The organism is Streptococcus oralis subsp. oralis, assembly GCF_002096445.1.
GTDB classification, from domain to species: Bacteria; Bacillota; Bacilli; order Lactobacillales; family Streptococcaceae; genus Streptococcus; species Streptococcus oralis_N.
Map to the genome: position 1 here is coordinate 1,103,635 of NZ_NCUK01000013.1, position 20,240 is coordinate 1,123,874.

Annotated in this window: 20 protein-coding genes; all 20 read right to left on the minus strand. The window is 42.5% G+C overall.

Going from position 1 to position 20,240, the window contains the following annotated elements; all coding sequences use genetic code 11:
• Positions 1-2: 2 nt before the first annotated feature.
• The 20 genes from B7721_RS08725 to B7721_RS08820 all read right to left on the minus strand — a co-directional run bounded on the left by B7721_RS08725 (position 3) and on the right by B7721_RS08820 (position 20,187).
• Positions 3-566 (minus strand): TIGR01440 family protein, encoded by a 564-nt coding sequence (locus tag B7721_RS08725; RefSeq protein WP_162283487.1) that lies wholly within the window; start codon positions 564-566, stop codon positions 3-5.
• 109 nt (positions 567-675) lie between these two features.
• Positions 676-2,367 (minus strand): cache domain-containing sensor histidine kinase, encoded by a 1,692-nt coding sequence (locus B7721_RS08730; RefSeq protein WP_084878647.1) that lies wholly within the window; start codon positions 2,365-2,367, stop codon positions 676-678.
• Positions 2,364-3,101 carry a response regulator transcription factor gene (locus B7721_RS08735; protein ID WP_084878648.1) on the minus strand — a complete coding sequence of 246 codons (738 nt, stop codon included), beginning with the start codon at positions 3,099-3,101 and terminating at the stop codon, positions 2,364-2,366. The genes B7721_RS08730 and B7721_RS08735 overlap by 4 nt, the downstream gene beginning before the upstream one ends.
• A gap of 70 nt (positions 3,102-3,171) precedes the next feature.
• Positions 3,172-4,284, minus strand: a complete 1,113-nt coding sequence (gene msrB / locus B7721_RS08740) for a peptide-methionine (R)-S-oxide reductase MsrB (protein ID WP_084878649.1) — start codon at positions 4,282-4,284, stop codon at positions 3,172-3,174.
• Between the two features lie 9 nt (positions 4,285-4,293).
• A complete protein-coding gene (locus B7721_RS08745; protein WP_084878650.1) occupies positions 4,294-4,857 on the minus strand; it encodes a redoxin family protein in 564 nt (187 codons plus the stop codon).
• A gap of 13 nt (positions 4,858-4,870) precedes the next feature.
• Positions 4,871-5,581 (minus strand): thiol-disulfide oxidoreductase-associated membrane protein CcdA2, encoded by a 711-nt coding sequence (gene ccdA2, locus B7721_RS08750; protein WP_084878651.1) that lies wholly within the window; start codon positions 5,579-5,581, stop codon positions 4,871-4,873.
• 162 nt (positions 5,582-5,743) lie between these two features.
• Positions 5,744-6,295 carry a GNAT family N-acetyltransferase gene (locus B7721_RS08755; protein ID WP_084878652.1) on the minus strand — a complete coding sequence of 184 codons (552 nt, stop codon included), beginning with the start codon at positions 6,293-6,295 and terminating at the stop codon, positions 5,744-5,746.
• 209 nt (positions 6,296-6,504) lie between these two features.
• On the minus strand, positions 6,505-7,329 hold the full coding sequence (gene nadE, locus B7721_RS08760; protein ID WP_084878653.1) for an ammonia-dependent NAD(+) synthetase: 825 nt from the start codon (positions 7,327-7,329) through the stop codon (positions 6,505-6,507).
• The gene (locus B7721_RS08765) at positions 7,326-8,786 is read right to left on the minus strand and encodes a nicotinate phosphoribosyltransferase (RefSeq protein WP_084878654.1); all 1,461 of its coding nucleotides are present in this window, start codon (positions 8,784-8,786) and stop codon (positions 7,326-7,328) included. Before B7721_RS08765 ends, nadE begins: the two co-directional genes overlap by 4 nt.
• Before the next feature lie 116 nt (positions 8,787-8,902).
• Entirely contained in the window at positions 8,903-9,391 is a 489-nt protein-coding gene (locus tag B7721_RS08770; protein ID WP_084878655.1) for a DUF6773 family protein, read from the minus strand.
• Entirely contained in the window at positions 9,381-9,590 is a 210-nt protein-coding gene (locus tag B7721_RS08775) for a helix-turn-helix transcriptional regulator (RefSeq protein ID WP_084878656.1), read from the minus strand. The genes B7721_RS08770 and B7721_RS08775 overlap by 11 nt, the downstream gene beginning before the upstream one ends.
• A 197-nt stretch (positions 9,591-9,787) precedes the next feature.
• A complete protein-coding gene (locus B7721_RS08780; RefSeq protein ID WP_084878657.1) occupies positions 9,788-10,198 on the minus strand; it encodes a GNAT family N-acetyltransferase in 411 nt (136 codons plus the stop codon).
• A gap of 99 nt (positions 10,199-10,297) precedes the next feature.
• Positions 10,298-11,662, minus strand: coding sequence for an amino acid permease (locus B7721_RS08785; protein WP_162283488.1), 1,365 nt, complete (start codon positions 11,660-11,662; stop codon positions 10,298-10,300).
• A 76-nt stretch (positions 11,663-11,738) separates the two neighbouring features.
• Positions 11,739-12,221 (minus strand): transcription elongation factor GreA, encoded by a 483-nt coding sequence (gene greA / locus B7721_RS08790; protein ID WP_000818765.1) that lies wholly within the window; start codon positions 12,219-12,221, stop codon positions 11,739-11,741.
• A gap of 62 nt (positions 12,222-12,283) precedes the next feature.
• A complete protein-coding gene (mltG, locus tag B7721_RS08795) occupies positions 12,284-14,035 on the minus strand; it encodes an endolytic transglycosylase MltG (RefSeq protein ID WP_084878658.1) in 1,752 nt (583 codons plus the stop codon).
• An 83-nt stretch (positions 14,036-14,118) separates the two neighbouring features.
• A complete protein-coding gene (locus B7721_RS08800) occupies positions 14,119-14,613 on the minus strand; it encodes a GNAT family N-acetyltransferase (protein WP_084878659.1) in 495 nt (164 codons plus the stop codon).
• Complete coding sequence (locus tag B7721_RS08805) at positions 14,610-15,077, minus strand: GNAT family N-acetyltransferase (RefSeq protein WP_084878660.1); 468 nt, start codon at positions 15,075-15,077, stop codon at positions 14,610-14,612. Before B7721_RS08805 ends, B7721_RS08800 begins: the two co-directional genes overlap by 4 nt.
• A gap of 9 nt (positions 15,078-15,086) precedes the next feature.
• Complete coding sequence (gene murC, locus B7721_RS08810) at positions 15,087-16,421, minus strand: UDP-N-acetylmuramate--L-alanine ligase (protein ID WP_084878661.1); 1,335 nt, start codon at positions 16,419-16,421, stop codon at positions 15,087-15,089.
• An 11-nt stretch (positions 16,422-16,432) separates the two neighbouring features.
• Positions 16,433-17,044 (minus strand): hypothetical protein, encoded by a 612-nt coding sequence (locus B7721_RS08815; RefSeq protein WP_049477479.1) that lies wholly within the window; start codon positions 17,042-17,044, stop codon positions 16,433-16,435.
• A 47-nt stretch (positions 17,045-17,091) separates the two neighbouring features.
• Entirely contained in the window at positions 17,092-20,187 is a 3,096-nt protein-coding gene (locus tag B7721_RS08820; RefSeq protein ID WP_084878662.1) for a DEAD/DEAH box helicase, read from the minus strand.
• Between the last annotated feature and the right edge of the window lie 53 nt (positions 20,188-20,240).

Genomic DNA, 20,240 nt, shown 5'->3' on the forward strand with positions numbered 1-20,240 from the left:
TCTCATGACTTTCTGATAGAATCTTGTGGATACTGCGCACGCGCACCTCCAATTAATTTTGGACGACTAGCTAGAGCAGTTACATGGGCATGCCCAATTTCTCTCAAAAGAGGGCGAATCGGAACCTGAACATGCTTGACATGCATGCCAATCGCAGTATCTCCGATATCCAATCCAGCATGGGCCTTGATAAATTCAACCTCAACTGGATCCCGCATAAACTTGAAGGCTGCCAACTGACCCGAACCTCCTGCATGAAGTGTAGGACGGACACTGACGATTTCAAGACCAAACCGCTCTGCCAACTGACGTTCAACGACGAGGGCTCGATTGACATGTTCACAACCTTGAACAGCTAGATGAATCCCTTTTCCCTCTAGGATAGCTAGGATGGTCTTCACGATGATTTCACCAATTTCTTGGCTGGATTCCTTGCCAATCTGACCACCTATCACCTCACTAGAAGAAAGGCCTAAAACAAAGATAGCCCCTTGCTTCAAATTAGCCTTTTCTATTACATCTTCTACAATCTGGCTTGTTGCTCTTTGAATGTCTTTTTCCTTCATACTTGATACCTCTTTTGTCACTATCTATCATATCTTTTTTTACTGATTTTATCAAGGCCAACTAATCATTCTGATTTTTAAAAGCAAAACTCCCAGAATAGACTGGGAGTTAGCTAATTTCTATTTTATTAATGTATATTTCAACCGTCGTCCCTTTTGAGGGTACAGAATTGATCTTCATCTGGTAATTGTCTCCAAAATGAAGTTTGAGTCGTTGGTTGACATTTTGAAGGCCAACTCCCCCACGTTTGAGCTGACTTTGACTACTATCGCTAGTAGCTTGGAAACCAACACCATCATCCTCAATGCGGATGACAAGCCCTATATCCTGTCTCTGAACAGAAACTTTAATATGGCCCTGACCTTCCTTCTCCTTAATACCATGGTAAAGAGCATTTTCTACAAGAGGTTGCAACACCAACTTGGGTAAGACTAGGTTACCAAAGTCAGGATTTTCAGCAATTTCATACTCCAGCTTATCACCATAGCGTTGTTTCTGGATAAAGAGGTACTGGCGGACATGATTGATTTCATCAGAAAGAGAAATCAAATCCCTTCCTTGATTGAGCGCCAAGCGGAAATAGGTTGCCAAGGACTTGGTCACCTGAACCACTCGCTGACTATCCTGAAATTCAGCCATCCAGATGATAGTATCCAAAGTATTGTAGAGGAAATGGGGGTTAATCTGGCTCGACAATGCTTGAAGTTCATACTGCCGGGTCGCTTCTTCCTGCCTGCGCACATCTGCCATCAACTGATCAATCTGATTCAACATAGCATTGAACTGGCGAGTCACTTCTCTCAGTTCATAGGCGCCAGCCTCCTTAGCACGAAGATTTTGTGTACCAGAAGCAATTTCCAGCATGGTTTCTCTCAGATCCTTCAAAGGGGCAATCCAGCGTTTGAGACTGAACCACACCAAGCAGAGACAGGCAAGAAGAGATAAGGCACTAGCACCAAGCAAGGTCCACATGAGTTGACTCCGAACCTGGTCTAACTTCTCCAGCGAAGACACGCCTATAACCGTCCAATCAGTACCTGCAATCTGTTCCTGACTGACGTAGGATTGATGATCCAGCGTATAGCCCTGCCCTGTCTCAATATAGGGTTTCATGGCCTCCATTTCGCTAGACGAACTATAAACTGTGTGTTTAGGATGGTAAACAAATTCATGGTTTTCATTGATGATAAAGGCAAAGCCCTGCTGGCCCAACTGGAGCTGGTTGAGATAGGCTTCCAGAGTTTCGTAGGAAATGTCCAAACGAAGCACACCAAGATTGGCTCCCTTTGTATCAACAAGTTCCTGAGTGACAGAAATGACCCACTGACTGTCTGATTTACGAGCTGGTGTCAAAACTGGCTTAGCTCCCTGATGAATGGCCTTTTGGTACCAATCCTCAGCCATCATATCTGAGGAAGTTTTCATCTGCACACTGTCATCAGTGGAAATGACCTGACCAGACTTGGTTACCAAAACCACCGTTTTCAAGTCCTGGTCAGCCTTTAAGATGGTCAAAAACAAATCTCGGATTCCCTTGACCTGGTCTTGACTAGGATTTTCAGCATAGGCCAGAACATCCGTCTGCTGGGTCAAACTGGTAGAGGTGGTTTCTAATTTTTTGATATAAGACTGAATAAAGTGGCTAGTTTGGCTAATGGTCGTTTGGCTATTGCCCTCAATAGCGGCCTCAATAGCTGATGAACTAGATTGATAATAGAAAGTCCCGACCACAGCTAGGAGAATGAGAAAGACCAGAAAGATGGAAATAACCATTCTGACTAAGAGAGAAGAACGCTTCATCGGCCTTCCCCTTTCTTAAACTGACGAGGTGTCACACCTGCAATCTGTTTAAAACGTTGGGTAAAGTAGTTCATGTCTTCAAAACCAACCTTTTCGGCTATCTCATAAATCTTTAGATCCGTAGTCAGAAGCAAGAGCTTGGCTTGTTTGACACGCTCTCTCACTAGGTAATCCTGAAAAGGCAGGCCCAACTCTTTCTTAATTAAGGAACTCAGATAAGTCGGACTAAAACCTAGGTCACTGGCCAAAGACTTCAAACTAAACTGACTGTCAGCTAGATGGGACTGGATTTTCTGAGCAATATTTCCCTCAAACTTATCGGTTAATAAATCTTGTAACTGCTCTTCTTTTTCTTCCTTGTCTAGTTTTTGCTTGATTTTCTCCAACATTTCCTCAATATCCTGACGAGAAAAGGGTTTGAGCAGGTAATCATCTACACCGAGTTTAACAGCAGACAAGGCATAATCAAAATCATCGTAACCTGTCAAAAATACCAGATGCACCTGAGGATAGGTTTCTCGTACCAGACTGGCCAACTGGATGCCATTCAGCTGAGGCATGTTGATATCGGTTAAAATGATATCTGGCACCTGCTTTTGAATTAAGTCCCAAGCCTGCCTTCCATTTTCAGCCTGACCGATGATTTCCATATCGTAGGCTGCTACATTGACCAGCTTGGTCAAGCCTTGCCTTACCAGATACTCATCTTCTACGATTAAGATTGTGTAGGTCATGCTCTGCTCCTTTACCACTTACTAGTATCAGTATAGCAAAATTCTCCTCTAACTGCTTAGGAAAGACTTCTTAATCGACATAATCTAGTAAATAGGCATAACCTTTTTCTGCCATTTGGTCTTTGGGAATAAAGCGGATAGAGAGACTATTGATACAGTAGCGTAAGCCCCCCTTGTCCTGAGGCCCATCTGTAAAGACATGTCCAAGGTGAGAATCTCCAACTCGGCTTCTCACTTCCATGCGCGTCATATTGTAGGACTTATCTTCCTTGTAAGTGACAACATCTGGACTAATTGGTTGGGTGAAACTAGGCCAGCCACAACCAGACTCAAACTTGTCTTTTGATGAAAAGAGGGGTTCGCCAGTTGCCACATCCACATAGATACCAGATTCGAATTTATCCCAGTAGCGGTTTGAAAAAGCTCGTTCTGTTTGATTTTTCTGGGTAACTGCATACTCCTCAGGTGACAAGGTCTTTTTCAATTCTTCATCGCTTGGTTTAGGATATTTGCTGGCATCAATGACGGGATAGGCAGCTTGATTGACATTGATATGACAGTAGCCATTTGGATTTTTCTTGAGGTAGTCTTGGTGATAATCCTCAGCCACCACAAAATTCTTCAAGTTTTCCTTTTCAACTGCCAGAGGTTGGTCATATTTCTTAGCAACTTCATCAAAGACTTGGTTGATTACCTCCAAATCCTTGTCATCTGTGTAATATACGCCAGTACGATACTGGGTCCCCACATCATTTCCTTGTTTATTTTTGCTGGTTGGATTGATAATGCGGAAGTAATGAAGCAGAATTTCCTTGAGGGAAATTTGCTTGGCATCATAGGTGACATGGACAGTCTCTGCATGTCCTGTTTGATTGATCAATTCGTACTTGGTTGTTTCCCCTCTACCGTTTGCATAGCCAGAAACGGCATCTGTCACTCCAGGCACGCGTGAGAAGTATTCCTCCACTCCCCAGAAACATCCCCCAGCTAGATAAATTTCGTGCAAGTCTGCGTCTTTACTCACTTCTGTTTTTTTCACTGTTTTTCCTCCTTGGCTAACGGATGCTTTCTCAATTTGCGAGCTATCTGTCTGCCCTGCATTTCGCGTCAATAGAAAATAAAAACCGGTTAGGACTAGGAGAATGACCCCTGCCAAGACAAAAAGTTTTACTTTATCATTCATAGCCTTTCTCTACCCCATTTCTTTCAATTCTTTTAAAATCATATCCTTATCCATAAAACCTGGTTGCGTTTTGATCAGCTTGCCTTCCTTGTCTATAAAGGCTTGAGTCGGGTAAGAACGAACACCATAACTTTCCAAAAGTTTTCCTGACGGATCAATTAAAACCGGAAAATTTTTATAATCCAAGCCCTTATACCAGTTCTTAAAGTCCGCTTCAGATTGCTCCCCCTTGTGGCCAGGAGACACCACTGTCAAGACCACATAGTCATCACCAGCCTCTTTAGCAATTTCATCCGTATCCGGAAGACTGGCTAGACAGATGGAACACCAAGAAGCCCAGAATTTAAGATAGACTTTCTTGCCCTTGTAATCAGACAAACGATATGTCTTGCCATCTACACCTGTCAGTTCAAAATCAGCGACTTCCTGACCTTTAGTCGCAGTTTGCGAGCTGACTTGTTGTGTTTTGGTTTGCTCCTTCATAGTAGACTCGTCTGCCATGTTTTTAGCCGAACAGGCTGCCAAGCAACAGATTGAGCCTACTCCAAGGAGACATGTTTGCCATTTTTTCATTTCTTTTTCCTCTCTATTCAAATAATGTAGTCAAAATGGAAGCATTTCCCAAAAGCACCAAGATTCCCATCACGATAATGAGGAAACCACCCACTTTTTTGAGGATTCCGAGGTAAGGATGGAGTTTTCGGAAATGTTTCAAAACATAGCTGGAGGCGAGAGCTAGAACCAAAAATGGTAGCGCCAAACCCAGCGTGTAAACCAACATGAGACCAGCTCCCTGCCAAGCTCCTGAACCACCTGAAGCCGCCAAAGCCAAAACAGACCCCAGAACTGGCCCCACACACGGCGTCCAAGCAAAACTAAAGGTTAACCCCAGTAAAAATGCCTGACTATAGCCGTTACCCTTTTGCCCTTGTCTCTTTAATTGTAGCCTTCTTTCCTTGTAGAGCCCCTGCAAATGTAAGACTTCCATCTGGTGCAAGCCCAAGAGAATGATAACCGCACCCGTCACATACTGAAACCACGAAGCATACAGCAAATTGCCTAAAAAACCAGCTCCATAGCCCAGTAAGATAAAGATAAAAGAAACCCCCGCTATAAAGGCCAGAGTTCGCAATAGACTAACAACTGAGATTGAAAATTTTCCGCTGTAAGCCTGAGTACCATCTTTGTCATCAAGTAAAACCCCTGCATAGACGGGCAACAAGGGTAAAATACAAGGAGAAAAGAAGGAAAGAATTCCAGCAAGAAAAACACTAATAAAAAAGATTACATTGTCCATTGCCTTCCTCCATTCTTTGATTTGATAGGTCTATTATATCCCCAAAACTCCAGAAAAAACAGGGACAATGATAGGGAAAAATAGGAATTTAATCAGTTTATTTAGAAATCTGGCACAAAAAAGCCAGACAAGGTCTGACTTTGGTAGAAACAGAAAAGAGAATCACCTGTCTTCCCTACTTATCTGGTAATAAATAAGGTCCGCAACGTAGTCTTTTCTCTCCACACCATTGGCAATGGTTTTTAGATAAGACATTCCCGCTTTTTCCATCACACGGCCTGAAGCTGGGTTAAGACTGGCATATCGTGCTCTGACTTTTTGAAAGCCTGCTTGAGTAAAACAAAAATCTAACACAGCTTTCAAGGTCTCTGTCATCATACCTCGGCCCCAAAAGCTTTTTCCTAAAACATACCCAATTTCACAACTTAAATCTTCCTCGTGCATTTCAATGATGCTGATATCTCCTATCACATGCTCTGGGTTCTCTTTGAGACAAATGGCCCATTTATAATAGTTGGGATTGGCATAGGAGGCAACCCAATTTCGAATCGAGTTCCGAGTCACCTCAACATCAGGATGAGGATCCCAAGAGACATAGATTAGATTCTCAGCAGACGAAGCCCAATTTTGAAACATGGCTTCCGCATCACTCTCCACAAATCTTCTCAAGATTAAACGTTCCGTCTCTAACATTTGCGTACCGATTGCTTTCATAATGTTACCTCGCTTTCTAAGCTTAAGGCTCAAGCTAAAAAGGTCTCCCGGACCTTCCTCGCTTTCTCATTTCTAGGCTCAGGGTAAAAAGGTCCACAGGACTAACTCTCACTTTTTTATTTCAAGGTGAGAGGCTAAAAACCTCCACTGGAGGTTATTCTTGCTTCCCAGTTTCTAGGCAAGAAGCTAAAAAGGTCCCCCGGACCTTTTTACTCCCAAAAGTCATCAAAGACGGTGATTGGTAGGTGGCGTTTGTGTTGGCCTTTGTGCCACCAGTTTTCAATAGTCGCTTGGGCTTCTGGACTGATTGTTTTGCCTTCAAGGTAGTCATCAATTTCATTATAAGTGACTCCGAGGGCTATTTCGTCAGCAAGTCCAGGTTTGTCTTCTTCTAGGTCTGCTGTTGGGATTTTTTCATAGAGGGCTGGGTCTGCACCAAGTTCCTTCAAGATTTGTTTTCCTTGACGTTTATTGAGGCGGTAAAGAGGGAGAATATCCGCACCACCGTCACCAAACTTGGTAAAAAAGCCTGTGATATTTTCCGCAGCATGATCTGTTCCAATGACCGCTCCGCTATGGGCACCCGCAAGGGCATATTGAGCAATCATACGGCTACGAGCCTTGATATTTCCCTTATTAAAGTCTGAAACAGGACTTCCTGTCGCTTCAACTGCAGCTGCCATGGCATCAGCTGATTCCTTGATATTCACAACCAAGCTAACATCTGGCTGGATGAAAGCAAGAGCTTTTTGAGCATCTGCTTCATCAGCTTGCACGCCATATGGCAGGCGGACAGCGATAAATTGGTAGCTGTCATCTCCTGTCTCTGCTCGCATTTCTTCCATCGCTAATTGTGCCAAACGCCCTGCCAAGGTTGAGTCCTGACCCCCAGAAATCCCTAGTACAAAGGTTTTAAGGAAGGGGTGTTTTTTCAAGTATCTCTTTAAGAAGTCAATGGAACGACGGATTTCTTCCTGGGCGTCAATCACTGGCTTGACACCTAGTTGCTGGATGATGGTCTCTTGCAAACTCATTCTTCTTCTCCTTCGCCAAGGGCTTCCTTGCGCATCTTGTCAATCAAGTCCATCTTATCTTGCCAAATATCACGCGCCAAATCTACTGGGTAATGTTGCGGATTGAGCACGCGCTTGTATTCATCCCATAGCTTGTCGAATTCCTTACGAGCATAGGCTTGAATGTCAGTCAAACTAGGCAAGTTGTAAACTAATGTTCCTTTTTTAAAGATATCCACCAAGAGAGGAACGGCATCAAAATTACGAACGGTCTTTTTGATGTAGGTATAAGTTGGATGGAACATCTTGATTTCAGTCATGCCGCTCACATCCACACCATCATAAGTAATGTAGTCACCTTCTGACTTGCCTTTTTCACGGCTGGTAATGCGCCATACCTGCTTCTTACCTGGGGTCGATACTTTTTCAGCATTACTTGAAAGCTTGATGGTATTGCGCATCTGACCAGTTTCATCTTCGATAGACACAATCTTATAAACTGCCCCAAGAGCTGGCTGATCATAGGCTGTAATCAGCTTGGTACCCACCCCCCAAACGTCAATCTTAGCGTGTTGCATTTTGAGGTTAAGGATGGTATTTTCATCTAGGTCATTGGAAGCGTAAATTTTGGCATCTGGGTATCCAGCCTCATCCAACTGTTGTCGAACTTTCTTGGAGATATAGGCTATATCCCCTGAGTCAATACGAACGCCTTTAAAATTGATCTTGTCTCCCAGTTCACGAGCAACTTGAATGGCAGCTGGCACACCGATGCGAAGCGTATCATATGTATCTACTAGAAAGACACAGTCACGATGGGTTGATGCATAGGCCTTGAAGGCTTCATAGTCGTTTCCATAAACCTGTACCAAGGCATGAGCATGAGTACCCAAGACTGGAATTCCAAAGAGTTTCCCTGCTCGCACGTTGCTAGTTCCGTTGGCTCCACCAATCACGGCTGCGCGTGTTCCCCAGATAGCTGCATCCATTTCTTGCGCACGACGTGTTCCGAATTCCATCAAGGGCTCATCTTCAATGACTGAACGAATACGTGCTGCCTTGGTCGCTATCAAGGTTTGAAAGTTAACAATGTTCAAGAGAGCCGTTTCGACCAATTGACATTGGGCTAGAGGACCTTCCACCTGCACAATCGGCTCATTAGCAAAAACCAAGTCCCCTTCTTGGGCAGAACGGACCGTCAACTCCAACTTGAGATCGCGGAGGTAGTCTAAGAACGCCCCATGATAGCCAAGCGACTCCAAGTAGTCAATATCGCTATCTGAAAAGCGCAAGTCTTCAAGATAATGTACAATTCTTTCCAAACCAGCAAAAACCGCATAGCCGTTATTAAACGGTTGCTGGCGGAAGTAAACCTCAAAAACCGCCTTCTTATTGTGAATCCCTTGGTCAAAGTAAACTTGCATCATGTTAATCTGGTACAAGTCCGTGTGCAATGTCAAACTATCATCTGGATACATCTGTTTTCCTTCTTCCTACTTTACAAAGGTATGAACGTATTCTACCACTTTCACACCATCCGATAAATTAGTACTATTATAACACATTTTACCAAGATTGATAAAAAGCTAACAAGCTATTCTCCATTCTCAAGTTCATCCATATCTTGCTCAAACTTTTTTTGAGCCCATTCGCCATAACTTTTAAGGCCGAGATTGCCGATAAAAACCCAAGGAAGGTAAATCAGATAAGTAATGACCCAAGTAGACAAATATTTAACGTTCAGAGGATTGTGCTGATAAATTTCGATATTGAATTGATAATTCTCCAACATCAAGAGAGTCGTAATAGCGAGAGTCACCAGCAAACACCCTCCAATCGTAAAATGAAAACGACTATAGTAGGTCACTCCAAGTTGTCGTGCACGATTGAAAAAGAAGAAAATTCCTAAAAGAAGGGTAACCAGAAGAATATTAGGATTAAAAAGAGCAGGTGCTAATACAGCCACCAGATAGCTTAGCAGAATGAGCCCGATAAACATATAAAAAGACTCTGTCCCAGCTTTGTTAATCAGTTGTTCTTCTCTTTCGTCTAATAATTGATAATAAAAAAATCTATTTTTCATCTTCTTCCTCCCAAAATAGTTGGTCTAAAGTTTTGCCTAAGCATCTGCAAAGGGACTGGCAAAGGGAGAGACTAGGATTGTATTTCCCAGCTTCAATCAAGCCTATAGTCTGCCTAGTAACACCCACAGCCTCTGCCAAATCCCCTTGTGTTAAATCACGCTCTACCCGAGCTAATTTTAATTTTAAATTTTTAGCCACTAGCGTCCTCCTTCACATTTTTAAAAAGTTGCGCTTCTTTTAAAAACATTATACCATATATCTAACTCAATGCAATATATAAATGTCATTTTGTAAGATTTTATTAACAAAAAACTCTCTACCATCTTACATGATAAAGAGTATTCGTTCTTTTTTGATACTTAGCTAAGTTCCTCTCCAAAAGAAAGAAGTCTAGGTCACAAATTCTTTTGGTAATAGTATCTTTTCCCTGTGTAGGGATAGTCTTGCAAAATAAAGACTTCCTTGTAGCCATGGCTTAGATAAAAATCTGGCGCTTGAAACTGGTAAGTATTGACAAAAGCAAAACGACAGTTTCGTTTCTTAGCTTCACTTTCAGCTCGCTGCAATAGTTTCGAACCGATTCCTTGTCCCCGTAATTCCTCTTTCACAAACAAATATTCGATTTCCAGCCAATTTCCGAAAGTCTCAGCTACTAAGCCCGCCATGAGATTGCCCTTTTCGTCTTCGAGATAAAGATTCAGTGGCTCGCTCTCAGCCTCTTCTCTTTTGGAACGATTATAAGCACGAATCAAATCCCCTATTTCCTGCGCTTTATGCGACTCCTTATTTTCCAATCTAATGTGCATCCAAACCTCCTAATAAACTACCACAGCTTGATTATAGTCTTATTTCGATGGACTGTCAAACTAGAAAAACTCACCAAACAGAGTTGATGAGTTCATGATTTATTTTCTAAATTTCCACTGACTATAAATCCCAAAAACAAGGATCCAGATGGCAGAACCAACTGCCCCCATGAAGGTAGACTCTTGCAAAAAGAGAGTCACGAAAACAAAGACAAAAAAGAGAATGGTTAGGGGATTAAGCAAGCGATACTGAGGCATGAGGTAGCCATCAGCCATGAAATCTTGTGACTTGCGGTATTTGAGATGGGCCACCATAATCAAGATATAAATCGCGATGTAAACACCTGATGAGGATGCGGTGATCAAAGCAAAGGCATCTGAAACACCTGGCAACACATTGATAAAGGCAGCCAGAGCAATCAAGATCGCTGAGGCGATGATGGCATTTTGTGGAACATTGTGGCGAGAAAGGGTATCGACCTTAATGGCCTTTAAGAAACGATTGGGCGAATCATGGGCAATCTGATATAAGTGTCTCCCTGTTGAGTAGAGAGTTGAGTTAAGCGCAGACGCTGCTGAGGTCAAGACAACAAAGTTGATTAGAGCCGCTGCCCACTTGATCCCCGCCAGTTCAAAGACCGTTACAAATGGAGAATCTGAAGAATTAAGATAAGACCAAGGAATAATGGCCATAATCGCAATAAGAGCTCCCCCATAGAAGAAGATAATTCTGAGAGGAATTTCCTTAACAGCTTTGGGCAAGACCTGACGAGGGTTCTTTGTTTCAGAAGTTGTTACCCCGATAAACTCAATCATCAGATAGGCAAAAAATACCATTTGAAAGGCCATGACAAAGTTCATAACTCCGTTTGGAAAAAGAGAGAACTGGTCGCTGATATTTGCCAAACTTGCAACACCATATGGTGTTTTAAAGCCTGTCAAAACCATAAAGACCCCAGTGGCAATCATGGCTAAAATCGCCACAATCTTGACCATAGCAAACCAAAACTCGACTTCGCCAAAGAGCTTAACTGCAATCAGATTGACCAAAGCCAAAATCGTTAAAAAGACAAGCTGAATCATCCAGCTAGGCCATGTGGGAAACCAGAAGCGGACATAGTCTGAGATGGCAGTGATTTCTGCCATACCGATAAAGACAACTGACAACCAATAAGACCAAACTGAGAAATATCCCCAGCCTTTCCCCAAATGACGGGTGATAAAGTTGATAAAGGTATGTTGTTCTGGATCTTGATACAGCATCTCCCCAACAGCCCTCATCATCAAAAACATAAAGGCTCCAGTAATCATGTAAATCAGGATGATAGAAGGTCCTGTAAGGCTGATAGAGCGACCAGCACCTAGGAAAAGTCCGGTTCCGATTGTTCCCGCAATGGCCATCACCTGAACATGGCGATTGGTTAAACCACGCTCCATTTTATTTTTCTTCTTATTTGAACTCATATAGTCTCCTATTTATCCAAAAAACCAAAAAGGAGTTGAGCAAGGCAAAACCTTCACTACTCCTTTTTCATCCTATTTAGGCTGTTTTCTCAACCTTTAAGATTTTGACATCATAGCTACCAACTGGTGTTTCAATCGTTGCAGTATCGCCAGTCTTCTTGCCAATTAGAGCACGGCCAATCGGACTTTCATTTGAGACTTTACCAGCAAAAGCATCTGCACCTGCAGAACCGACGATGATGTAGACCTCTTCTTCGTCTTCACCGACTTCTTGGATTGTTACTGTTTTACCGATTGCTACCTCATCTTGGGCAACTGCATCGCTATTAACAATTTCAGCATAACGAATCTTTGTTTCTAGACTTGAAATTTGTCCTTCAACAAAAGCTTGTTCATCTTTCGCTGCTTCATACTCACTATTTTCTGAAAGGTCTCCATAGGAACGAGCAATCTTGATACGCTCTACGACTTCGGGACGACGGACGAGTTTCAACTCCTCTAATTCTTTTTCTAGTTTTTCCTTTTCTTCAAGGGTCATTGGGTAAGTTTTTTCTGCCATTTTTTTAACTTTCTTTTCTATTTACTTTTTTAAAACAAAATTATGTGGAAAACCACATAATTTTAGTTTGAACTACTTGCTTGAGGTAACTTGCTATTGATATGCTCTGCAACGTTTTGATCATGTTCTTCTTTTGTTGTTGCAAAGTATACTTTACCGTCTTCAACATTTGCTACAAAGTACAAGTACTCACTCTTTGTCTGGTTTACACTTGCTTCAATCGCATCCGAACTTGGGCTATCAACCGGTCCAGGCATGAGGCCAAGGTGTGTGTAAACATTGTATGGTGAATCAATCGTTGTATCAATTCCAGCGTCATCTGCTAAACTAATCTTTTGACCAAGTTTTCCTTGAGCATATAGGATAGCGATATTACTTTGAAGTGGCATACCAGCATTCAAGCGGTTATAGAAGACACCTGCGATTTTCTTCCGGTCCTCGGTCTTAGCACCTTCTTTTTCGACAAGAGAAGCAATGCTGAGCAATTCATTAACTGTCAGATTCTTTTCTTTGATCGTAGCGTAATATGGTGACATAGCCTTCTCCATAGCAGCTACCATCTCATCAATCAAACTTTCAACAGTTGTGCTGTCTTTGATCGTATAGGTTGCTGGGAAAAGGTAGCCTTCAAGACGATAACGAACGCCACTGTCTTTTGTTGGAAGACTTCCAAGTAGGTTTGGATACTTGGCTACTAATTGTGAGATAAAGGTCTCATCTTGAGCTTTTGCCAAGAAAGCATCCGCAGTAAGAGGTTCTTTAAATTCACCTTGAAGTTGTCCTACTGTTTGAGCGATTTGCTCTAATGTATAGCCTTCTGGAATTGTCAAGTTTGCAAGAACAGGTGCCTGAGCTTCAGGAGTCCCACCTTTTTGCAATTCTTGAATCAACTCATCCGTACTCATACTCTTCTTCAAGTTATAATAACCTGACTTCAAGTTGGCATGACTATAGTATTTAGCATAAAGGCTAAAGATCAGTCCATGTTTAACCAAACCAGATTTTTCCAAAGTGCTTCCAATTTCTTGAACGTTTGCTCCGTCTGGGATTTGAACCGTTACGTAATCCTTAGAGCTCGCATCAACAGGTTTCAAGGAATCTTGCACGTAACCATAACCAAAGTAACCACCAACTGTAACGAGTACTAGGAGAACTAGAATGGTCAATAGGCAACCTTTGGCTTTTGATTTTTTCTTTTTCTTAGTTGATGTTGCACCTTGACGACGACTACGACGTGGAGCATCAGCTAATCCACTGCTAGATTCTGTAGAAACAGGCTCAACTCTTTCAGGCATTCCTGGGGTGATTTCCTCTTTCTTGTCTTCTGTTTTATAGGTTACGGCAACCTTAGTCGGAGTATCGTTAAATTCTTTTTCTTCGGGTTTAAGCTCAACTGGTTCTACCTTAGGTTGAACAGGTTCCACTATAGGTTCTTCAGCCAGATGAATCGGCTCTACCAGAGGTTCTTCAGATTCTACAACTTCAATCTTATCAATGATTGGCTGTCTAATCTCTTTCTCTTCTTGGTCATCCGTTTCATCAGTTCTAGCACTTGAAAGTGGAGGAACACTTGGTGCATTTTTTAGGATTTTATCGACAACAGATAGGGAATCCGCCATCAACTCTTCTGTTGATGTTTCTGGTTCAAGATCTGAAGGAGTTGCTGAACTAGCTTGAGATGACGAAGCCGTCAGATTTGGAAACTCTACTTCTTTCTCTCTTCTATCTTGTTCTTTTACTCTTTCTAAATCACGTAGAATCTGCTCTTTAAAGCTTAATTTTTCTTCTTCTCTTGATTTTTCAGTCAAAAGCATTACCTCCTTGTTGACAATCCATAATATTATATCTTAAAAGTCGCAGAAAAGCAACAAATCATGCCTTCCAATAATGGCGATTCTCATTTTTTAGGTTGCCATACCATATCGTACCAGCTCTCACCTGCAAAGGTTGACTGGGATACTCCTTCATTAACAAAACCGTTTTTTTCATAATAGGGAATCAAGTAGTCATGGCAGGTCAGGTTGATACCTTCTCTTTCATGCTCTAAGGCAACTTCTTTAAGGGCTGTCAGCAATCTCTTACCGACCCCCAAAGCTTGTGCTTCCTTGGCAATAGATAGGCAAGTCACAGAAATATAACCTCCAGGTTGATGGCTATAGTCTTTTATTTCTTCTGTAAAGGACTGATCAAGTAGATGGCGGTGCGGAACGACTGGACCTTCGATATAACCAAGAATACGCCCCTCTTTTTCAGCTACCAGAAAACTGGTCTGAATTTCCTGCAAATGGGCCTCAAAGACCGAACGAGGAATGGCTTCCTCAAGGGAAAAATTCTCTAGCTCTATCTCTATAATCCGATCTAAATCCGAAAATCTTGCTTGTCTGATTTTCATATTTCCTCCTGATAAAAAGGATTTTCCCAAATCAGATACCATTCAGAACCACTGCCATAATGACTCTCTGTCACTTCTTCTTCAACAAAGCCATTCATTTCAAAATATGATAGTAGTTCATCAGGACTCTGCAAAAGAATACCTTGGTGATTTAGTTCGACTGTCACCTGTTTCAAGGCTGCAAGAAGAAGAGTTCCCAGTCCCTGTCCCCAATAGTCAGGATGAATGGTCAATGATTTTACTTCTATCCATTTGGAATGAATAGACTGAGCTTCTCCCAAAACATAGCCTAGGAGCTGATTTTCATCCCCAGCTACAAGAAAGGTACCCGCAGTCTTGCGGATACTCTCTTCTAAGGATTGGTGGCTAAATGCCTCTTCTAACGAAGGATTGGCTTCTTCAATCGCCAATATTTCTTCTAAATCTGATAGGGTAGCTTGCCTTATTGTGATTGGAATTTCCATCTGTTTTCCTTATTGGACATTGCTTGTCAAGTTAGACAAAAGACGTTCAAATGAATATTCATAGGTTTGGATGTCTCCTGCACCCATAAAGACGTAAACAGCATTGTCATGGTCTAGGAGTGGAGAAACATTTTCAACAGTGATAACCTGGTGTTTCTTGTTAATTTTATTGGCTAAGTCTTCTACTTTGACATCACCATGGTCCACTTCACGGGCTGATCCATAGATTTGCGCTAGGTAGACGGCGTCTGCTTGATTCAATGCATGGGCAAATTCGTCCAACAAGGCAATGGTTCTTGTAAAGGTATGCGGTTGGAAGATTGCCACGATTTCCTTGCTTGGATATTTTTGACGAGCCGCATCCAAGGTCGCAATGATTTCTGTTGGATGGTGGGCAAAGTCATCAATGATCACTGTATCATTGACAATTTTTTCAGTGAAACGACGCTTAACACCTGCAAAAGTTTTCAAGTGTTCACGGACCAAGTTCAAATCAAATCCAGCTGTGTAAAGAAGACCAATAACAGCTGTTGCATTCATGATATTGTGACGACCAAAGGTTGGAATGTGGAATTGACCCAACTCTTGACCACGGAAATGAACGGTGAATGTTGAACCAGTCGTAGAACGAAGAAGATCGCTAGCTACAAAGTCATTGCCCTCAGCTTCAAACCCATAGTAATAGATTGGCGCATTGGCTGTGATCTTACGCAACTCAGCATCCTCACCGTAAACAAACAAACCTTTACTAATTTGTTTGGCATAGTCGTTAAAGGCATTGAAAACATCCTCTAGACTTGTAAAGTAGTCTGGATGGTCAAAGTCAATGTTGGTGATGATAGAGTATTCTGGGTGGTAAGGCATGAAATGACGCTCATATTCGTCTGATTCAAAGACAAAATATTTGGCATTTTCCGAACCGCGACCTGTCCCGTCACCAATCAAGAAGCTGGTGTCTGTGATGTGAGACAAGACGTGTGACAACATACCTGTTGTTGAGGTTTTCCCATGAGCTCCTGCTACTCCCATGCTGACGAAGTCACGCATAAAGCTCCCTAGAAATTCATGGTAACGTTTGTAGCTGATACCATTTTGATCTGCATAGGCGATTTCAACGTTGTTATCTGGACGGAAGGCATTTCCTGCGATAATCTCCACTTCACCTTGTAGGTTCTTTTCATCAAAAGGAAGAATGGCAATCCCTGCCTGCTCTAGTCCCCGTTGAGTAAAGTAGTATTTTTCAACGTCTGAACCTTGAACCTTGTGTCCCATTTGGTGCAACATCAAGGCCAAGGCACTCATCCCTGATCCCTTGATTCCAATAAAATGATATGTTTTTGACATGCTTTTCTCCCCTACTCAGTAATTCTTGTCAGATTCAACTCTTGGGCAACCTGACGTTCCTGTTCTGTTTGCTTATTCTTTTTATTATAGATTTGACTCTTCTTTAGAAAATCATAGTTGTTCTTTTTGGCTTTTTCCGTTTGGGTTTTCGGAGTTGGATTCGCCACTTGGCCAACATTCTCAGCTAAGATATAGTGAGACTGGCTCAAGTTTTTACTAAATTTGGCAAACTCACCTGGATTTTCCTTTTGAAATGGTGCTGTTGGTTGGTTTCCTTGACGAACAAGTGTTGAACCATTGTGTCGTCTAGTATGACTAACATCCTGAGTCAAATACTTGGCTGAACGTTTCTTTTTCAAGTCCGCACGCGCCTCTTCTCGAGCCAATTCAGCATAGGTTTTTTCAACTTTTTTGGGTTCTGAGCTCGGTTTTGACTCCTTATTAACCACTGAAGAAACTACGGTTTCTTCTTCATTGATAGGAGACCATTCCAAATAGTTCTTATCGCGGTAATCACCTTTGATATTGCTAATAAAGTCTGACTCATCGTACAAGTCCATGACTGGCATTTTGGTCAGCATGATTTCATCATCTGACACCAATGGAAATCGATCTTGTTTCATTTTGTATTTCCTTTCAACACTTCATTATAGCGTATTGTCTTGATTTTTCAAGTGCTGGCTTCAGAAATTCCCAAAATTTCACGAATTTCTGCCAGACTGAGACTCGCACGCGACTCCGTACCATCTAAAACTTGGGAAACCAAATGTTTCTTTTGTTCTTGAAGTTCTTGGATTTTTTCTTCAATGGTCCCCTTGGTAATCAAACGATAGACCTCGACCATCTGCTCCTGTCCCATTCGGTGGGCTCGTCCGATAGCCTGGGCTTCGACAGCGGGATTCCACCAAAGGTCAACCAAAATAACCGTATCAGCTCCCGTTAAATTGAGACCAACACCACCCGCCTTCAGAGAGATGAGAAAGGCATCTCTCTCCCCTTGGTTAAAGGCCTTGGTCATCTCCTGTCTGTCTTGAGCAGGAGTTGAACCTGTGATTTTGAAGGAGGTCAAGCCCAAGTCTGGGAGTTCTTGCTCGATTTTTTCTAACATTCCTTTGAACTGGGAGAAAATCAAGACCCGATGCCCACCATCAGCCACTTGTAGCAATAAATCTCGGAGACTATCGAGTTTACCACTAGCTCCCTGGTAATCGTCCATAAAGAGAGCTGGCGTATCGCAGATCTGGCGCAATCGCATGAGACCAGATAAGATTTCTACCCGACTTCTTTGGAATTCTTGATCGGTCACTTGCGCTAGGCGGTCTCGCATCTGTTGCAACTGGGCGAGATAGATAGCCTTCTGCTGGTCTTCCAGTTCATTTTTATAGACGACTTCGATCAGATCAGGCAGTTCTGTAAGAACTTCTTCTTTCTTACGCCTCATGACGAAGGGTTTGATAAACTGCGCGACTCGGTCAGCCGGTAATTTCATAAACTCCTTTTTACTTGGTAAGAGCCCCGGTAGCACAATTTGAAAGATAGACCACAACTCTCCTAAATGATTTTCGATGGGCGTACCTGACAAAGCAAAAACTGCCGGCACCACAAACTGGCGCAAACTCTGAGCAATCTTGGTTTGGGCATTTTTCATGACCTGGGCTTCATCTAAGAAGAGAAAATCAAAAGCCATCTCTTGATAAAGCTCGCTGTCTTGACGAAAGGTGGCATAGCTAGTCACATAGATTTGGTGATTTTCAGAAAGAATTGCTTCTCGATTCGCTTTCAAACCATGAACGACAGCCAAATCCAACTGTGGGGCAAATTTCCTGAATTCATCTGCCCAATTGTAGATCAAACCTGACGGAGCCAAAATCAAGACCCGACTATCTTCTGTCACCTGACTGGTCAAAAAAGCGATGGTTTGCAGTGTTTTTCCCAGTCCCATATCATCTGCCAGGATGCCACCAAAGCCATAGTGATGAAGCATCTGGAGCCAACGGACTCCCTTTTCCTGATAGTCTCTCAAACTCGCCTGCACCCGTATATCTCCCAAAGGAAAATCCTCTGGATGAGTCAAATCATGAGCTAAATGCTGAAATTCTTCCGAGAAAGAGATCCGATCTCGACCTTCAAAAAGCTGAGAAAGGCTATAAGCCAGAGATTTTCGCGCTTGAAAAGAACCATCTTTTAGCTCAACCCCCAGTTCCTGCAAATTTCGACGAATCTGCTTGGTTTCCTCATCAAAAAAGTACACTTGGTCTGAAGAACTGATATAGAAATCCTGATTGCTGGTCAGGGCTTTAAGAGCTTGATCAATCTCTTCTTGGGCAATGCCTTGGAAATCAAATTGAATTTCCAACAGTCCTCCCTTGGACTCAATCTGAACCTGGGGAGCTTGGACGCTGTAGAGCTGATTCATCTCATCAGACAAGAAAACCTGACCCAATTTCTCAAAAGCTGGAATCGTATGGTGAAAGAAAGAATAAACTGCCTCTGGCTTCAAAGCCTGTCTCCAAGACTGAAAATCAGCCTCAAAACCAGCCCCTAAACAGACTTGAAATAGCTGATTTTCCATGACGGCGTCGCTTGAAAATGGTAATTGTTCCAGCTGTTGACGACTAGTCACCTTAACATCTCCATAGTCAAACTGGATATTCAAGCGGATGCGGCCGTCATCCTCCCTATCAAAGTAAAAGATTGGTGAAAAGGGTCTGATTTGTAAGCGCTCAGGAGCAGAAACTGTGCCCAGCTGTCCAAACAAAGGCAGACAGGCGGCTAGGCGGTCACGATCACTGTTGTCAAACTGGAGGCATTTTCTCCCTCTTTCCTCCTGAGGAAGCTCCTTGATTTCCTTTAGTAGGCTGATTTGTTTAGGGTTTAAGAGATAAAGATTCCCCTTACGAAAGAGAACCGCTCCCCCATAGAATACGTTGACTCGCTCAGTCTCAGAAATTTCCATCTCAAAATAATCGGGATACTCCTGCACGGAAAAAGAGAAAAGGTTTGCTTCTGAATCTAAATCATGAAAGAGAAGATTTTCATAACTAGTAATCTGGTGCTCAAAATGAAAATCTTCCAAGTTCATCAGCAACTCCACTCCCTGCTCAAAAAAGGTCAGAGGGAAAAAGAGGTGACGACCTTGATTGGGGAAAAAGAGCTCTTGACTCAGTCCCTCCTCAATCAAGCCACATAAAAAAGTAAGAACTTCTTGACTAGCTGTATCAAAAGCATCCCAAGACAAGTCATTTTCATAGTGCTTTCCAATCATATATGGCTTTCGATGGACCAAGACCCTCAAAAAGAGAGGGATGTCACGAATGACATAATATTTTTGGCTATCAACTAAACCGATTCGGAGAGTCCAAAGGAGGCGATTGGTCCCAGCTTCCACCTGACCTAGAGCCGACAAAGTGTAGATTTTCTCTCGCTTCTGAGGTTGGATACGCTCCAAAAAACTACCGCCAAAACTAACCTTGGTTTCGACCTCTTCTTGCTCTTCATGTCCTTTTTCTATGGCTTGTAAAATCACCTGGCCTTCTTCGTCGTTCTTCAGATAATGCTCGAGCGCCGCTAGGTGAACACAGTAACCTCTCTTTTGGTAAAAATCGCAAGCACAAAAAACCAGATCATCCTCTAAACTGTAGCGCAAGTCTTCTCCCGCCACACGAGTATAGAGGCGATTCCCTTTTTCCTTGATAATCTCAATGTTGCCCGTTTCATAGAGTGTAACCCCCTCCATGCGCAACTTTCCCGGAATCAATTTAGCCATAGTTACCCCTTTATCTTATCTTTTCATTATACCACAATTTCCCCTATGAAAAT

What these genes read in the sequence shown, in the direction of transcription:
- B7721_RS08725 (WP_162283487.1), bottom strand. Translation starts at nt 566, where the DNA reads ATGAAGGAAAAAGACATTCAAAGAGCAACAAGCCAGATTGTAGAAGAT.
- B7721_RS08730 (WP_084878647.1), bottom strand. Translation starts at nt 2,367, where the DNA reads ATGAAGCGTTCTTCTCTCTTAGTCAGAATGGTTATTTCCATCTTTCTG.
- B7721_RS08735 (WP_084878648.1), bottom strand. Translation starts at nt 3,101, where the DNA reads ATGACCTACACAATCTTAATCGTAGAAGATGAGTATCTGGTAAGGCAA.
- msrB (WP_084878649.1), bottom strand. Translation starts at nt 4,284, where the DNA reads ATGAATGATAAAGTAAAACTTTTTGTCTTGGCAGGGGTCATTCTCCTA.
- B7721_RS08745 (WP_084878650.1), bottom strand. Translation starts at nt 4,857, where the DNA reads ATGAAAAAATGGCAAACATGTCTCCTTGGAGTAGGCTCAATCTGTTGC.
- ccdA2 (WP_084878651.1), bottom strand. Translation starts at nt 5,581, where the DNA reads ATGGACAATGTAATCTTTTTTATTAGTGTTTTTCTTGCTGGAATTCTT.
- B7721_RS08755 (WP_084878652.1), bottom strand. Translation starts at nt 6,295, where the DNA reads ATGAAAGCAATCGGTACGCAAATGTTAGAGACGGAACGTTTAATCTTG.
- nadE (WP_084878653.1), bottom strand. Translation starts at nt 7,329, where the DNA reads ATGAGTTTGCAAGAGACCATCATCCAGCAACTAGGTGTCAAGCCAGTG.
- B7721_RS08765 (WP_084878654.1), bottom strand. Translation starts at nt 8,786, where the DNA reads ATGTATCCAGATGATAGTTTGACATTGCACACGGACTTGTACCAGATT.
- B7721_RS08770 (WP_084878655.1), bottom strand. Translation starts at nt 9,391, where the DNA reads ATGAAAAATAGATTTTTTTATTATCAATTATTAGACGAAAGAGAAGAA.
- B7721_RS08780 (WP_084878657.1), bottom strand. Translation starts at nt 10,198, where the DNA reads ATGCACATTAGATTGGAAAATAAGGAGTCGCATAAAGCGCAGGAAATA.
- B7721_RS08785 (WP_162283488.1), bottom strand. Translation starts at nt 11,662, where the DNA reads ATGAGTTCAAATAAGAAGAAAAATAAAATGGAGCGTGGTTTAACCAAT.
- greA (WP_000818765.1), bottom strand. Translation starts at nt 12,221, where the DNA reads ATGGCAGAAAAAACTTACCCAATGACCCTTGAAGAAAAGGAAAAACTA.
- mltG (WP_084878658.1), bottom strand. Translation starts at nt 14,035, where the DNA reads ATGCTTTTGACTGAAAAATCAAGAGAAGAAGAAAAATTAAGCTTTAAA.
- B7721_RS08800 (WP_084878659.1), bottom strand. Translation starts at nt 14,613, where the DNA reads ATGAAAATCAGACAAGCAAGATTTTCGGATTTAGATCGGATTATAGAG.
- B7721_RS08805 (WP_084878660.1), bottom strand. Translation starts at nt 15,077, where the DNA reads ATGGAAATTCCAATCACAATAAGGCAAGCTACCCTATCAGATTTAGAA.
- murC (WP_084878661.1), bottom strand. Translation starts at nt 16,421, where the DNA reads ATGTCAAAAACATATCATTTTATTGGAATCAAGGGATCAGGGATGAGT.
- B7721_RS08815 (WP_049477479.1), bottom strand. Translation starts at nt 17,044, where the DNA reads ATGAAACAAGATCGATTTCCATTGGTGTCAGATGATGAAATCATGCTG.
- B7721_RS08820 (WP_084878662.1), bottom strand. Translation starts at nt 20,187, where the DNA reads ATGGCTAAATTGATTCCGGGAAAGTTGCGCATGGAGGGGGTTACACTC.